At 58.3% G+C, this 18,643-nt stretch carries 18 protein-coding genes; 7 read left to right on the top strand and 11 right to left on the bottom strand.

Annotated elements, in window-relative coordinates:
• Positions 1-60: 60 nt before the first annotated feature.
• On the bottom strand, positions 61-2,457 hold the full coding sequence (nrdD, locus tag H3T89_RS05365; RefSeq protein WP_232348479.1) for an anaerobic ribonucleoside-triphosphate reductase: 2,397 nt from the start codon (positions 2,455-2,457) through the stop codon (positions 61-63).
• 347 nt (positions 2,458-2,804) lie between these two features.
• A complete protein-coding gene (locus H3T89_RS05360; protein ID WP_198216436.1) occupies positions 2,805-3,809 on the bottom strand; it encodes a LacI family DNA-binding transcriptional regulator in 1,005 nt (334 codons plus the stop codon).
• A 401-nt stretch (positions 3,810-4,210) separates the two neighbouring features.
• On the opposite strand from H3T89_RS05360, the gene H3T89_RS05355 reads away from it, so the two are divergent.
• From H3T89_RS05355 to H3T89_RS05345, 3 genes are all read left to right on the top strand, one after another.
• Entirely contained in the window at positions 4,211-5,227 is a 1,017-nt protein-coding gene (locus H3T89_RS05355) for an ABC transporter substrate-binding protein (RefSeq protein WP_232348478.1), read from the top strand.
• Positions 5,224-6,012 carry an ABC transporter permease gene (locus tag H3T89_RS05350; RefSeq protein ID WP_198203631.1) on the top strand — a complete coding sequence of 263 codons (789 nt, stop codon included), beginning with the start codon at positions 5,224-5,226 and terminating at the stop codon, positions 6,010-6,012. The genes H3T89_RS05355 and H3T89_RS05350 overlap by 4 nt, the downstream gene beginning before the upstream one ends.
• A 178-nt stretch (positions 6,013-6,190) precedes the next feature.
• On the top strand, positions 6,191-7,243 hold the full coding sequence (locus H3T89_RS05345) for a DUF805 domain-containing protein (protein WP_198216434.1): 1,053 nt from the start codon (positions 6,191-6,193) through the stop codon (positions 7,241-7,243).
• Positions 7,244-7,294: 51 nt separating this feature from the next.
• Here H3T89_RS05345 and H3T89_RS05340 read toward each other — a convergent pair whose 3' ends face one another.
• Together H3T89_RS05340 and H3T89_RS05335 are read right to left on the bottom strand one after the other, a co-directional pair.
• Positions 7,295-8,155 carry a hypothetical protein gene (locus H3T89_RS05340; protein WP_232348477.1) on the bottom strand — a complete coding sequence of 287 codons (861 nt, stop codon included), beginning with the start codon at positions 8,153-8,155 and terminating at the stop codon, positions 7,295-7,297.
• Between the two features lie 81 nt (positions 8,156-8,236).
• Complete coding sequence (locus tag H3T89_RS05335; RefSeq protein ID WP_015021315.1) at positions 8,237-8,893, bottom strand: histidine phosphatase family protein; 657 nt, start codon at positions 8,891-8,893, stop codon at positions 8,237-8,239.
• A 214-nt stretch (positions 8,894-9,107) separates the two neighbouring features.
• On the opposite strand from H3T89_RS05335, the gene H3T89_RS05330 reads away from it, so the two are divergent.
• From H3T89_RS05330 to H3T89_RS05320, 3 genes are all read left to right on the top strand, one after another.
• On the top strand, positions 9,108-10,445 hold the full coding sequence (locus H3T89_RS05330; RefSeq protein WP_198216433.1) for an MFS transporter: 1,338 nt from the start codon (positions 9,108-9,110) through the stop codon (positions 10,443-10,445).
• A 78-nt stretch (positions 10,446-10,523) separates the two neighbouring features.
• Positions 10,524-11,030 (top strand): GtrA family protein, encoded by a 507-nt coding sequence (locus H3T89_RS05325; protein WP_110417105.1) that lies wholly within the window; start codon positions 10,524-10,526, stop codon positions 11,028-11,030.
• Between the two features lie 109 nt (positions 11,031-11,139).
• Positions 11,140-11,487, top strand: a complete 348-nt coding sequence (locus H3T89_RS05320) for a phenylpyruvate tautomerase MIF-related protein (protein ID WP_015021312.1) — start codon at positions 11,140-11,142, stop codon at positions 11,485-11,487.
• Positions 11,488-11,641: 154 nt separating this feature from the next.
• On the opposite strand, the gene rplI is transcribed toward H3T89_RS05320, so the two are convergent.
• From rplI to H3T89_RS05285, 7 genes are all read right to left on the bottom strand, one after another.
• On the bottom strand, positions 11,642-12,091 hold the full coding sequence (gene rplI, locus H3T89_RS05315; RefSeq protein ID WP_015021311.1) for a 50S ribosomal protein L9: 450 nt from the start codon (positions 12,089-12,091) through the stop codon (positions 11,642-11,644).
• 14 nt (positions 12,092-12,105) lie between these two features.
• Positions 12,106-12,354, bottom strand: coding sequence for a 30S ribosomal protein S18 (gene rpsR, locus H3T89_RS05310; RefSeq protein WP_015021310.1), 249 nt, complete (start codon positions 12,352-12,354; stop codon positions 12,106-12,108).
• A gap of 36 nt (positions 12,355-12,390) precedes the next feature.
• The gene (locus H3T89_RS05305; protein ID WP_015021309.1) at positions 12,391-13,008 is read right to left on the bottom strand and encodes a single-stranded DNA-binding protein; all 618 of its coding nucleotides are present in this window, start codon (positions 13,006-13,008) and stop codon (positions 12,391-12,393) included.
• A 123-nt stretch (positions 13,009-13,131) separates the two neighbouring features.
• On the bottom strand, positions 13,132-13,428 hold the full coding sequence (gene rpsF / locus H3T89_RS05300; protein ID WP_015021308.1) for a 30S ribosomal protein S6: 297 nt from the start codon (positions 13,426-13,428) through the stop codon (positions 13,132-13,134).
• A gap of 139 nt (positions 13,429-13,567) precedes the next feature.
• Complete coding sequence (gene rfbB, locus H3T89_RS05295; RefSeq protein ID WP_110416796.1) at positions 13,568-14,638, bottom strand: dTDP-glucose 4,6-dehydratase; 1,071 nt, start codon at positions 14,636-14,638, stop codon at positions 13,568-13,570.
• A gap of 572 nt (positions 14,639-15,210) precedes the next feature.
• On the bottom strand, positions 15,211-16,485 hold the full coding sequence (locus H3T89_RS05290; protein WP_110416795.1) for an ABC transporter ATP-binding protein: 1,275 nt from the start codon (positions 16,483-16,485) through the stop codon (positions 15,211-15,213).
• Positions 16,485-17,324 (bottom strand): ABC transporter permease, encoded by an 840-nt coding sequence (locus tag H3T89_RS05285; RefSeq protein WP_033511263.1) that lies wholly within the window; start codon positions 17,322-17,324, stop codon positions 16,485-16,487. The genes H3T89_RS05290 and H3T89_RS05285 overlap by 1 nt, the downstream gene beginning before the upstream one ends.
• Before the next feature lie 158 nt (positions 17,325-17,482).
• On the opposite strand from H3T89_RS05285, the gene H3T89_RS05280 reads away from it, so the two are divergent.
• Positions 17,483-18,643, top strand: coding sequence for an acyltransferase family protein (locus tag H3T89_RS05280; RefSeq protein WP_198216432.1), 1,161 nt, complete (start codon positions 17,483-17,485; stop codon positions 18,641-18,643).

Below are 18,643 nucleotides of genomic sequence, written 5' to 3'. Positions count from 1 at the left end.
CTCACGACAATGGCGGGCCGCAAACTACCCGGCCCGCCATTAACTGCGCCTTGTCAGAGCCTATTCGGCCTTGTCGTCGAACCACTCCTTGGTGGATCCATCCTTGAGGACCACGTGGCCGGTCTCGCCCTCCATATGCTTGACGCGGTGGGCAATCTCCTCGTGCCTGCCGTGGACCATGGGCCGCTGGACGGGGTTGCCAAGATAACCGCAGGTGCGCTTGGTCACGTTGCACTTATCAGGATCGTCGTTGCCGCACTCGGGGCACTTGAAACCCTCCTCGGTGGGCTCGAAGTCACCCTCGTAGCCGCAGACGAAACAGTGGTCGATGGGGGTGTTGGTGCCCAAGTATCCGATGCCGATGTCGTAGGCGTAATCCCAGACCGCCTCCAGGGCCTTGGGATTCTGCTGCATGGAGGGGAACTCGCAGTAGTTGATGAACCCGCCGGAGGCCAGGTAGGGGAAGTCCCGCTCGTAGCTGAGCTTCTCCATGGGCGTGGGCCGCAGCCAGACCGGGTAGTGGAAGCTGTTGGTGTAGAAGTCGTGGTCGGTGACTCCGTCGACTACGCCGAACTTCTCCTTGTCCATCCGGGCGAAGCGGTCAGTCAGCGACTCAGCCGGAGTGGAGTAGACCGAATAGTGGTATCCCTCAGCCTTCTCCCACTGCTTGCAGAGCTGATTCATCCGGCGAACGATGCTCAGGGCGAACTCCTTACCATCCGGATCCCAGGAGTGGTCCTTCATCCAGTCCTTGCCGTAGAAGACGCTGGTGGCCTCGTAAAGGCCGATGTAGCCCAGCGAAACGGTGGAGCGGCTGTTGCGGAAGAGGGTGTCCACACTGTCGGTCGGCTTCAACCTGCCGAAGGCGCCGTATTGGTAGAGGGTGGGTGCGTTGATGGGCGTAGCCTGCTTGCAGCGCATGATGCGGAACTGCAGGGCGTGGTGGGCCACCTCCATGCGCTGGTCGAAGATCTTCCAGAAGCGATCCTTGTCGCCTCGGGACTCCAGAGCAATGCGGGGAATGTTGACGGTGACGACACCCAGGTTCATGCGGCCGTCCTCTTCATCCTCGCCCGTCTCGGGGTTGGTCCAGGCCTGCAGGAAGGAGCGGCAGCCCATGGGGGCCTTGAAAGAACCGGTGATCTTGACCAGGTTCTCGTAGAAGACCACGTCAGGGTACATGCGCTTGGTCGAGCACTCCAGAGCCAGCTGCTTCATGTCGTAGTTGGGATCGCCCTCGTCCGCGTTGAGGCCGTGCTTGATGGTGAAGACCAGCTTGGGGAAGATGGCGGTGTGACGGTCCTTGCCCAGTCCGCGGATACGAATCAGGAAGATGGCCCGCTGAATCTCACGGGCGAACCAGGATGTGCCCAGGCCGAAGCCCACGGTGACGAAGGGGGTCTGCCCGTTGGAGACACGGTTGGAGTTGATCTGGTACTCCATGGTCTGCATGGCATCGTAGATGTTCTTGCGGGTCAGGATCTTGGCATAGACCTGACGCAACCGGACAATCTGCGGAGCGTCCAGATCGAAGGGGGCGTCCTCGCCGATAGGGGCACGATCATCCAGGTGGAGCCAGTCGGCCTCCCGGGCCTTGAGGCCGCGGACGACATCCTTGGCCACGTCAATGGGCTCCTCGTCCGGTAGGACGGCCTCAGCCATGGAATAGTTCTTCTTGTAGTCCAGACGCGCGTACCTGTCCAGCATCTCGTCGCAACGATTGACGGTCTGGCCACCGTACTGGGATCCGGCGATGTCCTTGATGATCTGGGTGATCTGCGTGGCGGCCGTACCGATGGACTTGGGCGAATCCATCATGGCATTGCCCAGCTCAAAACCGTGGGCCAGCATATCGCCGAAGTCGGGCAGGGAGCAGTTGGTCTCGGCCGTAAAGGGCGAGTAGTCCGCGTCGTGGAAGTGGATGTCGCCCTTCATATGAGCGTTGGAGACATCCTTGGGCAGCATGGCGAAGGCCGAGGCCTTTGAGACCGCGCCAGCCAGCAGGTCGCGCTGAGTTGCGTATACGTTGGCGTCCTTGTTGGCGTTCTCGCGCACCAGAGTCTCGTCCTTGCTGGTCAGGCGGTGAACGGCCTCGTTGACATCGGTGGCCTTGGCCCGCTGAATGTCACGGTCTAAACGGTATGAGGTATAGGCGCGCGCAATCCCATAAAGATGGGCATTGACCAGGGCATGCTCGACCAATGTCTGGATGTCCTCGATCTTGACCGGGTTGGTGTAGCGATCGGTGATCTCGGACTGAACGGTCAGGGCCATACCCCGGATCTGCTGACGATCCTCGGGGCTGACCTCGTGTTTGACATCCTTGAAGGCGGCTTCGATGGCATTCATGATGTTGACGGGATCAAAATCGACGATCCGGCCGTCGCGCTTCTCGACCAGAATGCCATCGACAGCATCGCGATCCGAAATGCCACGCTCCTTCACGCTATCGGTCATGACCTCAGTATCCATCGTCACTCCTCATACGGTTCATGCGGTTACTCATGTGCGGTTACTTTGGCGTTCCCAGATTCCGTACTGGGAACGGCGAATCACATGGATGTCATTCTTAATGACAAGACTCACTCTATCACGTCGTGACCACCATATGTAGTGCCCGAGAATGATTCGTTTCCCACATCTAGTAATTCCCAGGTTTTGTGACCTGAGTCACAAAGAGCGGGGTCTGGACAAGGGCGGCAAATGGCCGAAAGGCCGGTAGAGGTCATTTACAGGAAGGAGGCAACCAGCCGACACGCACATATTTTGTCGAGACCCGACCCCTGCATCAGGCGGGAACCGGCCTAAGCCAGCAGACCCCGTGGCACGAAAAGGGTTTGGGTGCGCAGCCGGCGATCCACGCTCATGCCCTCCGGAGCCTGCCGCCCCGGCTCAATCATGGACAGGAGCATGTCAACGCCCTGCCGGCCCATGCGATCCACCTGCTGGGAGATGACCGAAACCTGGGGACTGACCAGCTGAAAGACCTCCAGGTCATCGAAGGAGACCAGAGGCACACGCGAACGCTGGTCGCTGTCCCACTCCATAGCGACGGCCTTGATGGCATCGGCCGAGTAGCCGAAGATGACCGCGTCCACCCCTTGACCGAGCAGGCGGCGCATGGTCGCGGCCGCCCGGGGACGGTCCGCGAATCCTTGGCGTACCACCAACCCCGTCAGCCCCTGACGGGCATCCACGCCGGACAGAAAAGCCTGCTCACGCTCGCGGAAAGTATAGGAGCGGCTCTCCGGGCCCGGAACAAAGGCCACTCGCCTGCATCCCCTGGCTGCCAGAGCGTCCAAGGCCGCCTCCAGGCCGGGCACAGGGTCGGAATCCACCAGAGGGACACCGGGCAGGGTCCGGTCGGGACGGTCCACGAAGACCACAGGGAATTCCCTTGCCAGCATGGTGCGCAGCATGGGCGACGTTGGCCCGTCAGGAACAACCAGGACACCGTCCATATGCCGGGACAGAAGGGTGCGGTAATAGTCCTCCTGCCTGCTGGCCTGGCAAGAGGACACGCCGATCAGGGGCGCATAGCCTGCCGAATAGAGCTGGTCCTGGACGGCGTAGACGAGCTCGGAAAAATAAGGGTTGCGGATGTCGGGGACCAGCAGGCCTACGGCATGCGAGCGCGAGGATCGCATGGAACGGGCTCGGCTGTCGGGGATATATCCCAGCTCCATGGCCGCCCTGCGGACCCTGTCCTTGGTGGGCGGGGAGATGCGTCCCTTGTCGTTGAGCGCCTGGGAGACCGTGGATACGGACATGCCCGCCTGCTTGGCCACATCACTGATGGTCACCGACATGGGAACCCTCCGTCGAACCCTACCGAAATCGGTTGTCTTGCTCCGGACGAGACCGACAGCGGTCGGCCCGCACGGACCTCTCGTGAGTCTCCAGTATAAGGGCAAATGATGCAACCTTTCATCACGGCGAGGCAGGACCGGCTGGGTTGGACTAGAGTGGTCTTGTTCGCGCGGCTGGTGGCAGCAGCCGTAGCACACATCGCAGAATTCCATCGGTCAAGACCGTACCGGATCGTCGCGCGGGCTCCTCACCTTCCCGTAGCGGCCCCGATGCGGATGGGCACCAGGGGTGCCGGAGAGGCAAGGTGACAGTGATGAGCATGTCGGAGAACAGCGGCTTCAGGAGAATTCCCGGCCACAAACTGATCGTACGGGCGCTCGCTTTGGCAGCAGCGTTCTGTATGGCGGCTACGAGCGCAGCCTGCGGGGCCAAGGGGGCAGACGACAAGGCCGATGACAGCTCCAAGCTCTCCTTCATGCTGGACTGGACGCCCAACACCAATCATGTGGGCATCTACGTGGCCCGGCACCTGGGTTACTTCGACAAGGCCGGCCTGAAGCTGACCATCCTGCCGACGGCCCAGGCAGGAGCCGAGACCTCCGTTCAGAACGGGGTCGCCGACGTCGGCTTCTCCAAGCTGAGCAACCTGGCCACCTTCAACTCCCAGGGAGCCGACCTGCGGCAGGTCTTCAACATAGGCCAGCATTCCGTGGCGCGCTGGTGCTCGCTGGCCTCGCGCACCGACATCCAAACACCCAAGGACTTCGACGGCAAGACCTTCGTCAGCTTCGGCTCGGCCGAGCAGACGGCAGTGGTCAAGCAGATGATCCGCTATGCAGGCGGCAAGGGTGACTTCAAGCGGGTGACCAGCGGCACCAACACCTTCGCCACCCTGACCAGCGGCAAGGGCGACTTCGCCGGTTTCTACGCCAACTGGGAGGGCGTGGAGAGCGAACTCAAGGGTCCGGCACTGCACTGCTTCACCCAGGCCGACTGGGGAGTTCCCGGCAACCCCGACCAGCTGGGCTTCGTGGTCAAGAATTCCTGGCTGCAGCAGGCCGGCCACCGTCGCGCCCTGACGGCATTCGTCAAGGCCTGCCTGAAGGGATACAACTACGCCCTGAGCCATCCCGACCAGGCGGCGGACATCCTGGTCAAGGAGACCAAGGGATCGGCCATCGACCCGACCCTGGCCAAGCGCTCCATGGAGAGCATCGTCAAGGAGGGATACTGGGTTGACAGTGCAGATCAAAGAAGCATTACCGGACTGATCAACGTCAAGGATGCCCAGGACTATCTGGACTTCCAGTTCAAAGCGGGCACCTATCGGGACGCCAAGAAGGGCGACCCCAACAAGGCTCCTCAGGCCACGGACTTGTGGACCGATCGCTACGTTCGGGAAGCAGCCGGTCGATGAGTGTGCGGAAGCAGAGCAGAACCCGGGCGCTGCCTCCGACTCTCACCCTCTTGACGCTGTTGATCATCTGGGAACTTGCCGCCCGCCTGGGCGGAGTCAGCGAACAGGTTCTTCCAGCGCCCAGTCGAATCCTGGTTGCAACGGCGCAGTCCCGTGAGGACCTGCTGCCCGCTACCGCCATCACCGCCCTTGAGGGCCTGCTGGGCTTCCTCCTGGCCTCAGTCCTGGGAATAGTGGTCGGCCTGGCCCTCTATAGCTGGCGAACCCTGCACGATGCCCTCTACCCACTGATCGCCGGCGCCCAGATGATTCCTCTCATCACCATCGCTCCCCTGTTTGTGATCTGGTTCGGGTTCGAACCCCTGGGCAAGGTGGTCATCGTGGCCGTCTTCGCCCTCTTTCCCGTAGTGGTCCAAACCTACCGGGGACTCAAGTCCGTGCCCCGCTTCTATCAGGACGTGGCGCTGAACTGCGGGGCAACCCGGACCTGGACCCTCTGGCACGTCAAGCTGAGGGTTGCCGCTGGGCAGATCTTCGGCGGTCTGCGCATCAGCGCCGCCTATGTCTTCGCCACCGCGGCCACCTCGGAGTATCTGGGCGCCAGGAACGGCCTGGGCATATGGCTGCAGTCAGCCTTCAACTCCTTCAGAACCCCGCTGATCTTCTCGGCCACCCTGGTCATCATCCTGCTGACCGCCCTCCTGCTGGGCCTGATCACCTTGACCGAGCGGCTACTTCTAGGCGATGCCGGCGACGACCATATGGTCAATCCGGACGACGAGTGAAGAGTCTTGCAACAGCAATCACATACCGAATCCGACAGACCGGTCCGAGTAAATGTGACGAGTTCCCGATCCCCTGAGCTATCCATGACCGGCAAGCAGAAGAGCAGGCCTGCCATAATAGGGATATATGAAGAAGTCAGATCCGGAATAATCAACGGAAGATGAGAGGGACGATACCATGAGCCATACAGACGATACGAACAGTGTGAACCAGGCCCCCAATGACCAGGGTTCAGCTGATCAGGGTCCGGGCTACGGCTGGCCCCGGAACAATCCCGCAGACGGATCCGGCTCAGGACCCACAGCCTACCCGAACCAGCCCCAACCAGGACAATCCGGCTATGCGCCGGCAGCTTCGGATCAGAGCGACATCTACCATCCGATCGAGGAAACGCAAAGACCTGCCGACGATTACCGCCGGGAACAGCCATATCAAGGGCAGCCATACGGTCAACAGCCACAGGCTCAACAGTCAGGCTACAACCAGCAACAACCCTATGGTCAACAGTCCAATGAACAGCAGTACTACGGACAGCAGCAGGCACCCTACGGTCAAGTTCCGAATCCCGGCCAGGCCAATGGCCAGCCCAATGGTACGACCCCGCCGTCTGGCTATGCATCGGACAACTCTTATCAATCGCCTGAAGGTTGGTCGCAGGCAGGCTACCAATCGGGATATCAGGCAGGGTACCAGCCCGGACCTCAGGTCCCTCAGTATCCGGCCTATCCCTATGCGGATGCCGGTTTCAACGGCGAGCCTCCGCTGAACGCACCCTGGTACGGCATTGACTTCGTAAACGCCTGCAAGCGTTTCTTCGCCAAATATTCCGTCTTCTCCGGGAGGGCCTCCCGCGGGGAATTCTGGTGGGTTTTTCTAATGATCTTCCTCATCGACTTTGCGATTTCGATCATCACCTCAGGATCCGTCTTTGTGGGACGGATCCTATCCTTCCTGGTCGCCCTTGGACTTTTCATACCGAATCTGGCCGTGGGCATACGGCGACTTCACGACACCAACATGTCCGGATTCTGGATACTCCTGCCCTTCATAAGCGAGCTGGTGGGTGGCATCCCTCTGGTCTTCGCCATCGTGGCTATCATCGACGGACATCCAGGGTCCTCGCTCTCCCTGCTTGGCTTGGGCGCATTGATCATGATCGCCGGAGCAGTCGCCGGGATCATTCTGCTGGCCCGACCCAGCGATCCACGAGGAGCCCGTTTCGATCGCTGAATCCACCCTGCCCTTCGCCTTGACCGATGCCAAGGCGAAGGGCAGAAGGTCTTAAAGCTCCACAGGAGGCTTGTTGGGATCCTCGGGCACATGGGCGAACTTGGCCTGCAGGGCTTCGCGGCTCTTACGCTCGTCGTCCTCCTTGGCCTTGCGCTTGGCCTCCTCGGGGTCCCAGAGCACCTCCTGACGATGATGGTCCCACTCAGCGCCCACGAGAGGGGCCAGCAGGTCGGCGAAAGCCTGGGGATCATCCAGCACCTTCAAGGCACGGACTACATCCTCGTCAGACAGGAAGGCCCGGGGAATGCCCAGTCGCTCGTTGAGCTCATTGACATAGACCAGGACCGGCGCGGCGGCTGCAGCATGGTCAGGGTCAGCGCCTGCGCGTTGAAGCAAGTCCCGGCATATCTCCAGACTCGTAGCCAGGGCCTGGGCCACCCCCTCCTTGTTCTGAGGGGATTCGGGAGATTTGTTCCGATCGTCCAGGGACTGCTCAGCCTTGGCCGCACCCGCAACCACATCCTGCCGCCGAGCCTGGTCCCAGCCGCTGCCCAAGGTTTCGGCCAAATCCGCAAGCATCCGGGACTGGTCGTCCTGCGCCTGTGAAGCCGCCTCGATGGCATCGTTGGCCGCCATGAGCGCATCCACTAAATCCTGGGGACGACCGGGGATATCCTCAGCGCCCTCATAGACATATTCAGCGTCGGGGATGGTCACATCCTCACCCGTCATCAGCTGTGCCAGCACCATGCTGATGCGCACCTGCAGATCCTCCGCGTATTTGGCGTCGTTGGCCAGATGCTCGGCACTCGTCAAGGGCCAGAGGTCGACCAGCCTGGCCCCCTGTTCAGCCGCCTCGGCCACAGTGGGCCGTCCGGCTATTGCCTCCGCGCCCGCCTGTACATCCACCATGATCATCACACTCCTTCATCGGGTTCTCGGACAGTCATCCACGACAGTATCCCCAGCTATCCTAGGCCGCTCAAGCGGTCTTTACACGCCTGCCGCCGGGTTCGCATAGGCGATTCCCAGCAATTTGCCGGTTTCACAGTCCAGGGTAATGGAGGTCACCGAAGCCAAGGCAGTGGCTCTAAGGAGCATATTGTGCTCGGGATGGCCGGTCTCCAAGAGATGACGATACGACCAGATAGGCGATTCGTGCGAGACGGCGAGAACCTGTGCGTCAGGATGGCTGCGAACCACCTGCCGGACGAAATCCCCCACTCGCCGGGCGATCTGCCGATAGGACTCCCCCCAGCTGGGACGGCGCAAATCCAGAATCAGCCGCAGGTTGGAGGGTCTCCAGAGGGCCCCCTGCCCGTGCCCGACGCGCTTGCCGCGGAATTCATTGCCAGCCTCAATCAGACGACGGTCGTAGATAGGCTCCAACGGTTTCAATCCGTGCCGGACACGAGCGGGATTGATCTGCTCAAGCAGGATGTCCGTGGTCTCCCTGGTCCTGTCCAGTGGTGAGGAATAGACGGCTTCCAGATTGCGCATGCCGGGAGCCTCGGCCATAAAGCGGGCTGTCGCATCGACCATGGCCCTGCCTCTGTCAGACAGATGGAATCCCGGCAATCGCTCATAGAGAATATGATCGGGATTATCAACCTGGCCATGACGGACGAAATGAATGGTCGTCGCAGGCACGACCCACCTCCCAAGCTCCCCGACGGGCCCCTTAAGTGACCATGGCGGGGGGTAGAATTATCACTATCCGAATGGCACCGATCAGGCGCCAATATGGTTACCACTGTAGCAGTCCCCCCAGCATCCCCACTTCCTTTTCGTGCGTCTAGAAGGTCTTGTGGAAAACATGCTTCGGGACCGTGAAAACACCCAGGGAAAGCGAGACGAACAGCCCATGCCACGGCAACTGAAGGCGGCTCTGGTCGAAGCCGGTCACAGAGTCTTCGGAGGATACTCAGCGCTTCTGCGACTGCCTCATACGGCGCGGTTCGCAGTCGGATCGGTCATTGCCTCCATGCCCTTCCCCATGGTGGGCATGACCATCACCATCTCGGTGCAGCATTACTACGGCAGTTATTCCCTGGCCGGAGCACTGACCGCCATCCAAGCCGTGGCCCTGGCCCTGGTCAGCCCCATGCTGGGCAAGTTGGTTGACAAGTTCGGCCAGCGACAGGTCTCCATCCCCACGGTTCTGGTCTGGGTTGTGGCCGCCACGGTCCTGATCACAGCCATCACCGCCCACGCTCCCACCTGGGTGCTCTATTTGGTCACCCCCTTCATGGCAGCCATTCCGCCCTGGGGCGCCATGAGCCGCAGCCGGTGGACACATCTGCTGCGAGGCGACCACCGGGCCACCAACCAGGCCCTGTCCCTGTCAGGCGTCTTCGACGAAGCCATGTGGGTGATCGGTAATCCACTGGCTTCCATACTGGCGGTCATTTCAGGCGTGTTGGCTTTCTCCTTCACCGGGATCTGCGTGCTGGTCGGAGCCTTTATGTTTCTCTCCTGCCGGGAAACCGAGCCGCCCTCGCAGACGGACATGGCCCGCGCCCAAGGGATCACCCGCAAGGAGTACCGGGAGCGGCAGGCTCAGCAGGTGTCTCATCTGCGGGCACAGGAGGGCAGGAACGACCGCAGCAGCGCCTTCTGGAGCGCCGGCATGATTGCCGTCTGCGCCACCTGGTTCGGTCTGGGAGCCTTCCAGAGCGCGGCATCAATCTCCATCATCGCCTTCGCCACCGAGCAGGGGATGAAGCAGATGACCGGGTTCGTCTTCGCCTGCTTCTCCTTCAGCTCCCTGGTCGGTGCCCTGCTGTACGGGGCCAAAAACTGGACCATCACCCTCTGGAAGCGTTTCTACTTCTGCCTGCTGGTGGTCAACCTGGGCATCGGAACCTTCATGTTCGCCAGGAATCTGTGGACCATCATGGTCATCTATCTGATCATCGGCGTCTGCCAGGCACCCACTTGGATCAACGGCAACCAGCTCATGCTCCACCTGGTGCCACCCATCCGCTTCACCGAAGGCATGGCCTGGCTGAGCGCCATGAATTCAATCGGGTCTTCGGCCGGTTCGGCTGTGGCCGGGCAGTTCATCGACCGCTACGGATCCCAGGGCGGATTCGGTGTAGTCACTACCCTGGCCCTAGCCTCGCTGGCCATCGCTTTTGTAGGCTTCCGTCAGATCCGCAACAGCACCGAGGAACCCATTCTGACCGAGCTGCCCGCCTGAGGGCGTAACGTAAGGCTTTTGCACACAAGCGGCTCCTGGTACCCTGACAGCACAGGAGGAATGATTGAATGGGCTACCGTGCGTAGATTAATCGGACAGCTGCTCAAGTTCGGCATCGTGGGCGTCATCGCCTTTCTGATTGACATCGGCATCATGAACCTGCTGATCATGGGGCCACACCTGAACAATGTCCTGGCAGGAGCCATCTCCTTCCTGATCTCTCTGGTCTTCAACTATCTGGCCAGCATGCGTTACGTCTTCAAGCATCGGGAGGACATGGCCCGGTGGATGGAGATGACGGTCTTCCTGGTCTCCTCGGTCATCGGTCTGGGAATCAACGAGGTGATCCTATGGTTGGGTACCGCCATGCTGCCATCGGATGCCATCACCACCATGCACGCCCGCTATCTGCTCTACTCAAATATCGCCAAAATCACGGCCACCGTGGTAGTGGCCATCTGGAACTTCCTGATCCGCAAGTGGCTGCTGGACGCACCCGCGCCCGACAAACCTGTCAACAAGCGTTCGGTGGCCCATCGTCTAGGAGCCTGGTCCCTGCGTCATCGTCCCTTCGGCTGGCGCTGAGCTCGTTCCACCCGGTCGAGGCTACTATGGGACGGGAATAGTCAGCCATCCGTCAGGCGGATCGAATCATTCTGATTGGTCATGCCTGACGGACAGGAAAGGAAGCATCATGCCCGTTATCCACACTCATGTGAGCACACCCATCACCGCCGAACAGCGCGAGCGGATCAAGACCGCCTATGGCAAGGCCATCACCGCCGTCCCCGGCAAGTCCGAGGGCTGGCTCATGTGCCCCTTCGAGTCGGACATGCCCATCTACTTCGGTGGTGACGACAGCAAGCCCGCAGCCTATGTGGAGGTCAACGTCTTCGGCAGTGACGTGCCCAAGTCCGCCTGGGAAAGTCTGACCAAGACCATCATGGACGCGCTGGAATCGGAGCTGTCCATTCCTAAGGACCGTACCTACATCCGTTACACGGCCACTACTGACTGGGGCTGGAACGGCGGCAATTTCTAAATTGAATAATCCGCTGTAATACATAAGAAGGCCTTCCTGCGCATGATCTGCTGCGGGAAGGCCTTCTGCTTAAGCCCTAATCCCTATTTCAAAAGAATCGCTATGGGGATGATCGGGGTCGGCGAGTTGGAAACCAACACCGACCCCAGGTTTGCTACTCTGCGACGACCTTGACCGTGAAAGCGGCCGAGATCTCAGGATGCAGGGCAACGGTGGCCGGGAACTCGCCGGTGGCCTTGATGGTCTCCACGGAGATGGCGCGGGGATTCACATCGGCCAGGGGGCGAAGAGCCTGGGCGATGGCATCGTTGGAAATGCCGCCGAAGAGCTTGCCCGAATCGGACACCTTGGCAGCGATCTCGACGGTCTGCCCATCAATGGCAGCCTTAGCAGCCACGGCATCCTCACGGGTGGCCATGGACTTGGCACGACGGGCCCGCTGCAGGGACTCGATCTGCGCAGCAGCGCCCTTGGACCAGGCGAAAGCCAGGCCCTGAGGAATCAGAAAGTTGCGCGCATAACCAGGCTTGACGGCGACAACGTCGCCCTTGTGGCCCAGATCGGTCACGGTATCGGTCAGAATAACCTTGGTTTCCTTTGCCATAATCCGGACCTCCCTCAGCGACCGTTGGTGGCGTAAGGCAGCAGGGCCATCTCGCGGGCGTTCTTGATCGCCTTGGAAATCTCACGCTGCTCCTGGACGGTGACGCCAGTGATACGGCGGGAACGAATCTTGCCACGGTCGGAGATGAACTTGCGCAGCAGAGCAACGTCCTTGTAATCGATGGTATGAATCTTGGCGGCCCTCAGAGGATTCGGCTTCTTCTTGAAGGGCTTGACCGGCGGTTGCGGCCTTTTACGTGACATTGGTACTCCTTAAATGAATGATGACGCTATGAAACTTCAGAATTCGGGTTCGTCCCCGGAACCACCGAACTCGCCGGTGGACCCGAAGGATCCGAAGGAATCGCCGGACCCGGTCGATGACCATGGATCCTGAGCGGGAGCCTGTTGGTTCTGCGCCGGCTGCTGACGACCCATGGGGGCCGATGCCGCGCCAGCGCCACCCTGGTAGGATGCCCCACCCTGGTAGCCGCCGTTGTTGGAGCCGGCGAAGCCTCCACGGGATCCACCGCCACCAGTGTTGGCGTTCCTGGTGACCTGGGCAGTATTCCGTGTCAGTGCGGGTCCAATCTCGTCCAAACGCAGCTCCACGACCGTGCGGTTGTTGCCCTCACGATCCTGATAGGAGCGCTGCACCAGACGACCCTGGGCAATCACCCTCATGCCCTTGGTCAGGCTGGCCTGAATGTTGGAGGCCATGGGACTGTATGTGGAGTCCCAGGCCGAGCAACGCATGAAGAGCGAGTCGCCGTCCTCCCACTGCCCCGAGTTCCTGTTGAACTGCCTGGGCGTGGACGCGATGGTCAGGTTGGCCACCGTGCCTCCGTTGGAGGTCGTACGCACCTCCGGATCCGCAGTGAGATTACCCACCACGGTGATGTATGTATCTCCCGCCATGTCACGACCTTTCCTCGGAATGAGGACTTGGGAATGGGCCTGCTGGGGCGAATCCCGCACCCTTGGACCTTCGACGCGGGGCGTGAATGTCAGCCGACGCTTCGACGTCCTTTTGTTATTTGCTTACTTGTCATCCTTGCGAAGAATCTTGGTGCGGATGACGGACTCGTTCAGGTTGAGCACACGATCAAGCTCAGCGCTGGCGGAAGGCTCGCAGGTGTACTCGACCACCACGTAGTTGCCTTCCTTGTGCTTGTCAATCTCGTAGGCCAGCTTGCGACGGCCCCAGACGTCGATGTTGTCGACGGAGCCGCCTTCCTTGGTGACCACCTCGAGATACTGGTCGGTCAGCTTCTTCAGCGAGCGCTCATCCATGGCCGGATCGGCAATGAACATCAATTCATACTTATGCGCAGACATCACCCACCTCCTTTGGACTTACAGGTCACGGACCTTCCGTGACAGGAGGGTGTATTGCACGCCACCAGTGGCAGAACAATCCTCTGACCACGACGGTAACCCGGCTAGTTTACATCCAGGGGTGGTACAGCCACAAATATCAGTGTCCCTGTTCCCGATAGCGGGCCTCGACCGCCTGCTTGTCATCCGCCCACCACCTGCGGTGACGACGATACCAGTCGATTGTCTCTGCCAGACCCTGCTCGAAATCTCGGTGCAGAGGCTGCCAATCGAGCTCCCGCCGTATCTTTCCGGCATCGATGGCATACCTACGATCACCTCCAGGGCGGTCTGCCACTAAATCGAATTCGTCGGGCCGGCGCCCCATGAGGCGCAGAATCATCCTGAGCACCTCCATGTTGCTCAACTCGCCATCCGCGCCGATAAGGTAGGTCGATCCAGGCGCTCCATGGACCAGGATGCTCCAAATGGCCCGGCAATCATCCTCCACGTGGATCCAATCCCGGATCGCTCGACCATGCCCATAAATCCGCGGACGGATTCCTGACAGGATGTTGGTGATCTGCCGTGGAATGAACTTCTCGATGTGCTGATAGGGGCCGTAGTTATTGGAGCAGTTGGAGATGGTGACCCGGGTCCCATAGGTGCGACACCAAGCTCGCGCCAGATGGTCAGCCCCAGCCTTGGTGGCCGAATATGGGCTCGATGGCCGGTAGGGGCTGGTCTCAGTGAAGCGGTCCGGATCATCGAAGTCGAGATCGCCGAAAACCTCGTCAGTGGACACCTGATGGAAGCGCAGGTCGTGGCGACGGGCCGCCTCCAGCAGAACATAGGTGCCATAGAGATTGGTCCTGATAAAGGGCGCCGGATCCTGGATGGAATTGTCATTGTGCGATTCGGCTGCGAAATTAACGATGGCATCAACACGAAACCGGCGGATGGCACGATCCACGGATTCGGCATCGCAGATATCGGCATGGACCATGTCGATCCGATCGGGAATAAGGCCATGGAGGTTGTCCATCTTGGCTGCATAGGTGAGCAGATCGTACACCACGATGTGCGTGTCGGGATGCCGGGCCAGCACATAGCGCACAAAATTCGTGCCGATGAATCCGGCACCCCCCGTCACCATCAGGCATGAGGGACCGCTTGATTCACAGCCGCCGACTCTGTCCGCATGACGCTCAAACTTCTTACCCTCGCTCATCACCAAGTACCCGTTCCCACTCGTCTGAGAGCAACGCATAGATGTATCAATCTGTGGCCTATACTGCCAAGTCACAGGAACTCTCACGTGCTACGGTGACGGAATTACCATTATTCTCTGCATTAATCCTACCGAGATCGATCATACATTCGGCTCACTGCACATGGGAACCTTATGAATAAAACAAATATTTTCCAATATTTTTCAAATTCGTACTGCTTGTCTCAATGTAGAGGTCGGCAATGAGCGAGTTCGAAGCCAATGACAATGCCAGACATGCCAAACCAGACCTGGGTCAGCTCGTGCCCACTGATAAATCCTTCACACATTCATGGGAACCTTGCACATCCACACCACGAAACCATAATGACGGCATTCTCACTGAAGCTCTGGCATAAAGGCCAAAGGTATAGAGGTCAGCAGGAACCATAAGCAATCAGACAATGTACGCAACCCTATACGTCGGCAATCAGGATTAGAGAGCAGACCTTATCAGAAGTATCCATGCTTGCTCGGCCCATATCAGCCTATAAATTCCCGACTTTTGAGAAAGAGGCACACATGACAATCAGCTATAGGGATTCCCCGCCCAGCACTTTGATTTGCAGACCGCGATCGCTCAGCATCGCATAGTCCCTATTCCGCTTGTCACGAATAGCAAAGACACACGAATTTTCATCGCTAGTAAATGCAATCATCTGCGTTGGAGCATCTTTATCCGTCTGTCCGGAATCATTGACGCGCAAGGAAACGACAAGACGGAACTCGCCATTGTTGAAAATGTTCAATGGCATCGAGCAATGCACTATTCGATGACCACAACCTTTCAAAGGAATGGAACCTGTGTCATAGGCAATACCGCCGCGTCGGGTGTCGTGCATGGCAATAGCCATATAGAGATGGTCATATTGTGCACATTCGTATTCCACATCGAAGCGGAGGATATCTGAACTCTTGCAGACCGACGATGATACCGGGTAGGAACGCAGGGTGGGGACCTGGGCGCTAAGACCAGTTGGATACTCGTTCTCACCCAACTTATCATTATCGGACTGTTGGTCCGTATTCTTAAGATTCTCCAAGGTGTATCGATTGGCTACATCATCCTTGTCGCCGTTGATCACCACATGGCCATCTTTGATCAGGATTGCCCTGTCGCAGTACTTCTTCACGGCGCCCATGTCATGGGTGACGAGGATGACCGTCTTGCTGGGATCCTTCTTGACTTCGGTGAAGTAATCATCGCATTTACGCTGGAAGGCCTCATCGCCGACCGCCAGGACCTCGTCCAGGATCAGTATGTCGCCTTGGGCCTTGATGGCCACGGAAAAAGCCAGGCGCACCTGCATGCCGCTGGAGTAGTTCTTCAGTTTCTGATCCATGAACTCGCCCAGCTCAGCGAAATCCACGATGTCATCGTACATGTCATCGACCTCGCTGCGGGTGAATCCCAGCAGCGCTCCGTTCAAGTAGACGTTCTCGCGACCAGTCAGCTCCGGGTTGAAGCCCACGCCCAATTCGATAAAGGGCACCAGTTTGCCTGTATAAGAGATATGGCCGCGCTCAGGATAGTAGATGCCCGAAATCAGCTTGAGCAGGGTTGACTTGCCGCTGCCATTGCGTCCGACAATTCCGAAAAAGTCGCCCCGGCGCACCTGGAAGGACACGTCCTGCAGCACCTGCTGCTCCTTGTATCCCTTGATTCCTCGGGTCCAGTTGATAAAGGCCTGTTTGAGTCCTGTGGCTTGTTCGGTAGGCAGCCGGAAGACCTTGTCCACATGCTCCACTGACAGGACCACGGGCCGATCGTCTTTTTTCTGACGGATTGCTTCCCCAGCCTTGCTCATCACATCACCTCGGCGAATTTGTGATTGTACTTACGGAATACGCATACACCCAGCACCACCATGATCACGGTGAGCAGGATGGGGATCATGGTTATGTATGGATTGCCGACCTGATTCCACACAGTCGGAGTGGTTTCCGGAGCGATGAACGAATGCCGGATATCCTGGATGGATTGCGCAATGGGGTTGAGCAGGAGCAGCTTGGCTACGACGGGGCCCCACCAATGGTGGATTCCCGACACCGCTGTCAGAGGATAGATGACAGGAATGGAATAGAAGATCACCTGTTGCAAAACGTCCCAGATATGCGACACATCACGGAAGTAGACGTACATGGTAGCCATGATCAGCGTGAAGCCCAAAGCCAGAATATACAGCTGGAATACGCTAATGGGCAGCAACAGAACCCTCCAAGTGAAATGCACCCGGCAGAAGATGGCAAAGATGAGAACCACGATCAGGTTGATGCCGTAACTGATCAGCGCCCCCATGGTGGCCGACACGACCACAATGTAATTGGGGAAATGCACCTTACGCAGGAGGTCGCCACGATCCACAATAGAACGCAGGCCTATGGAAGTTGACTCGTTGAAGAACTGCCAGGAGCTGATGCCCAGAAGCAGCACGACGGGATAGGTCGGCGTGCCATCGGTCATCCTGAGGAATTTGGCGAAGACCAGATACATGACCACGAAGAGCATCAAGGGCTGCAGGACCGACCAGGCCACGCCAAGGAAGGATCCCTGATACCTGAGCTTGAAATCGGTCTTGACAAGTTCACGCAGGATAACCAACGAATAGTGGTATCGCTGGCGTAATCTATCTACGATGCTTCTCACAAACGTACAGACTACCAAACAGCCGTGAAAGATATCCTTCCATCTCTGCATCCTCACAAATAACAACGGCTTGTTGACACTTTTCAGTCACTGCTTCAGGTAGGCACCAAGCATTATCCTGTGACATATTCATGTCAGCTCGACGGGAGATCATAGTGATGTCTCAACCGGATAAGGTAACAGGCCGATCAGCCCGCAACCTCAATATCGAACTCCTGCGCATATTGGCAATGCTGCTGGTCGTCTATTGTCATATGATCATCCACGTTGATTTCACCAACGGCACCTCACGCATCGTGTTACCCATGTTTCCAGGATGGAAATCCGCGATCAGCTTCACCATCGTACAGTACGGTCAGGTTGGCGTTTCAATCTTCTTTATGATCTCAGGATATTTCCTTGTCAAGAAGCAGTTTTCATGGCGGCGAATTTTCTCGACCTGGTTCCAGATGTTTCTCTATGCAGCTCTATGCCTGGTAATTGCAATCATTGCCAAGCAATTCCGACCCCTGCCCTTTGGCACCAATGAGCTGCTATCTGGTTCCCAGACCCTGGATACAGTCCTATGGAGTTTATTCCCATTTTTGTACAACAGCTACTGGTTTATAGATGCATATATTCTCATGCTGCTTCTTAGTCCATTTATCAATACCGTATATGCGCACATGTCCCGGAAGCAGATTCTTGCGCTGATCGCTCTTCTCATGTTCATCGGTACATGGCCCCTGTTTTTCGGCAGAGCCAATCACTGGAACAACGTAGTATATGCCGTTCTGGGATACATCATCGGCGCTTATATCCAGACCTACCGAGATTCGTTGCACGCCATATCAAATGGTGCGCTGGCCATCTGCACGGTCTTATGCACAGCACTCATGCTGGGGTTCAATCATTTTGTCTTGTCGGAATCATACTGGGCACAGAGACTGACCTGGACGGCACAAATCCATGAGGGCCTGCAAATACTGCCTATCTGCATTGCATTTTGCCTTTTTGTGGCAGCCTGTCGGCTTCCGCAGCTCCGCCTCCCGCACAGATGGAGCACTTTCCTACTGCAGGTTTCAGCAGGGACTTTCGGTGTCTACCTCCTGCATGAGAACACATTCGGTTTCCGATTCATCTGGGGTGTCGTCGCCTCTTGGCTACCAAACATATCAGGCAAAATAAGCCTAATCCTGATTTTCGTAATCACTGGCCTGTTGACCTTTGCAGTTCTTGATGCAATAGCCATGCTCGTTGACCGAATGCTTGCCCACCCTTTGCGGAATCTCGTCATTGGCAAGGTTCAACGAATTCAAGGACCTGACCATAAGAGCTGA

This window comes from Bifidobacterium sp. W8114 (genome assembly GCF_016101165.1).
GTDB lineage: Bacteria > Actinomycetota > Actinomycetes > Actinomycetales > Bifidobacteriaceae > Bombiscardovia > Bombiscardovia asteroides.
This window is presented reverse-complemented; position numbering and strand designations above follow the sequence as displayed.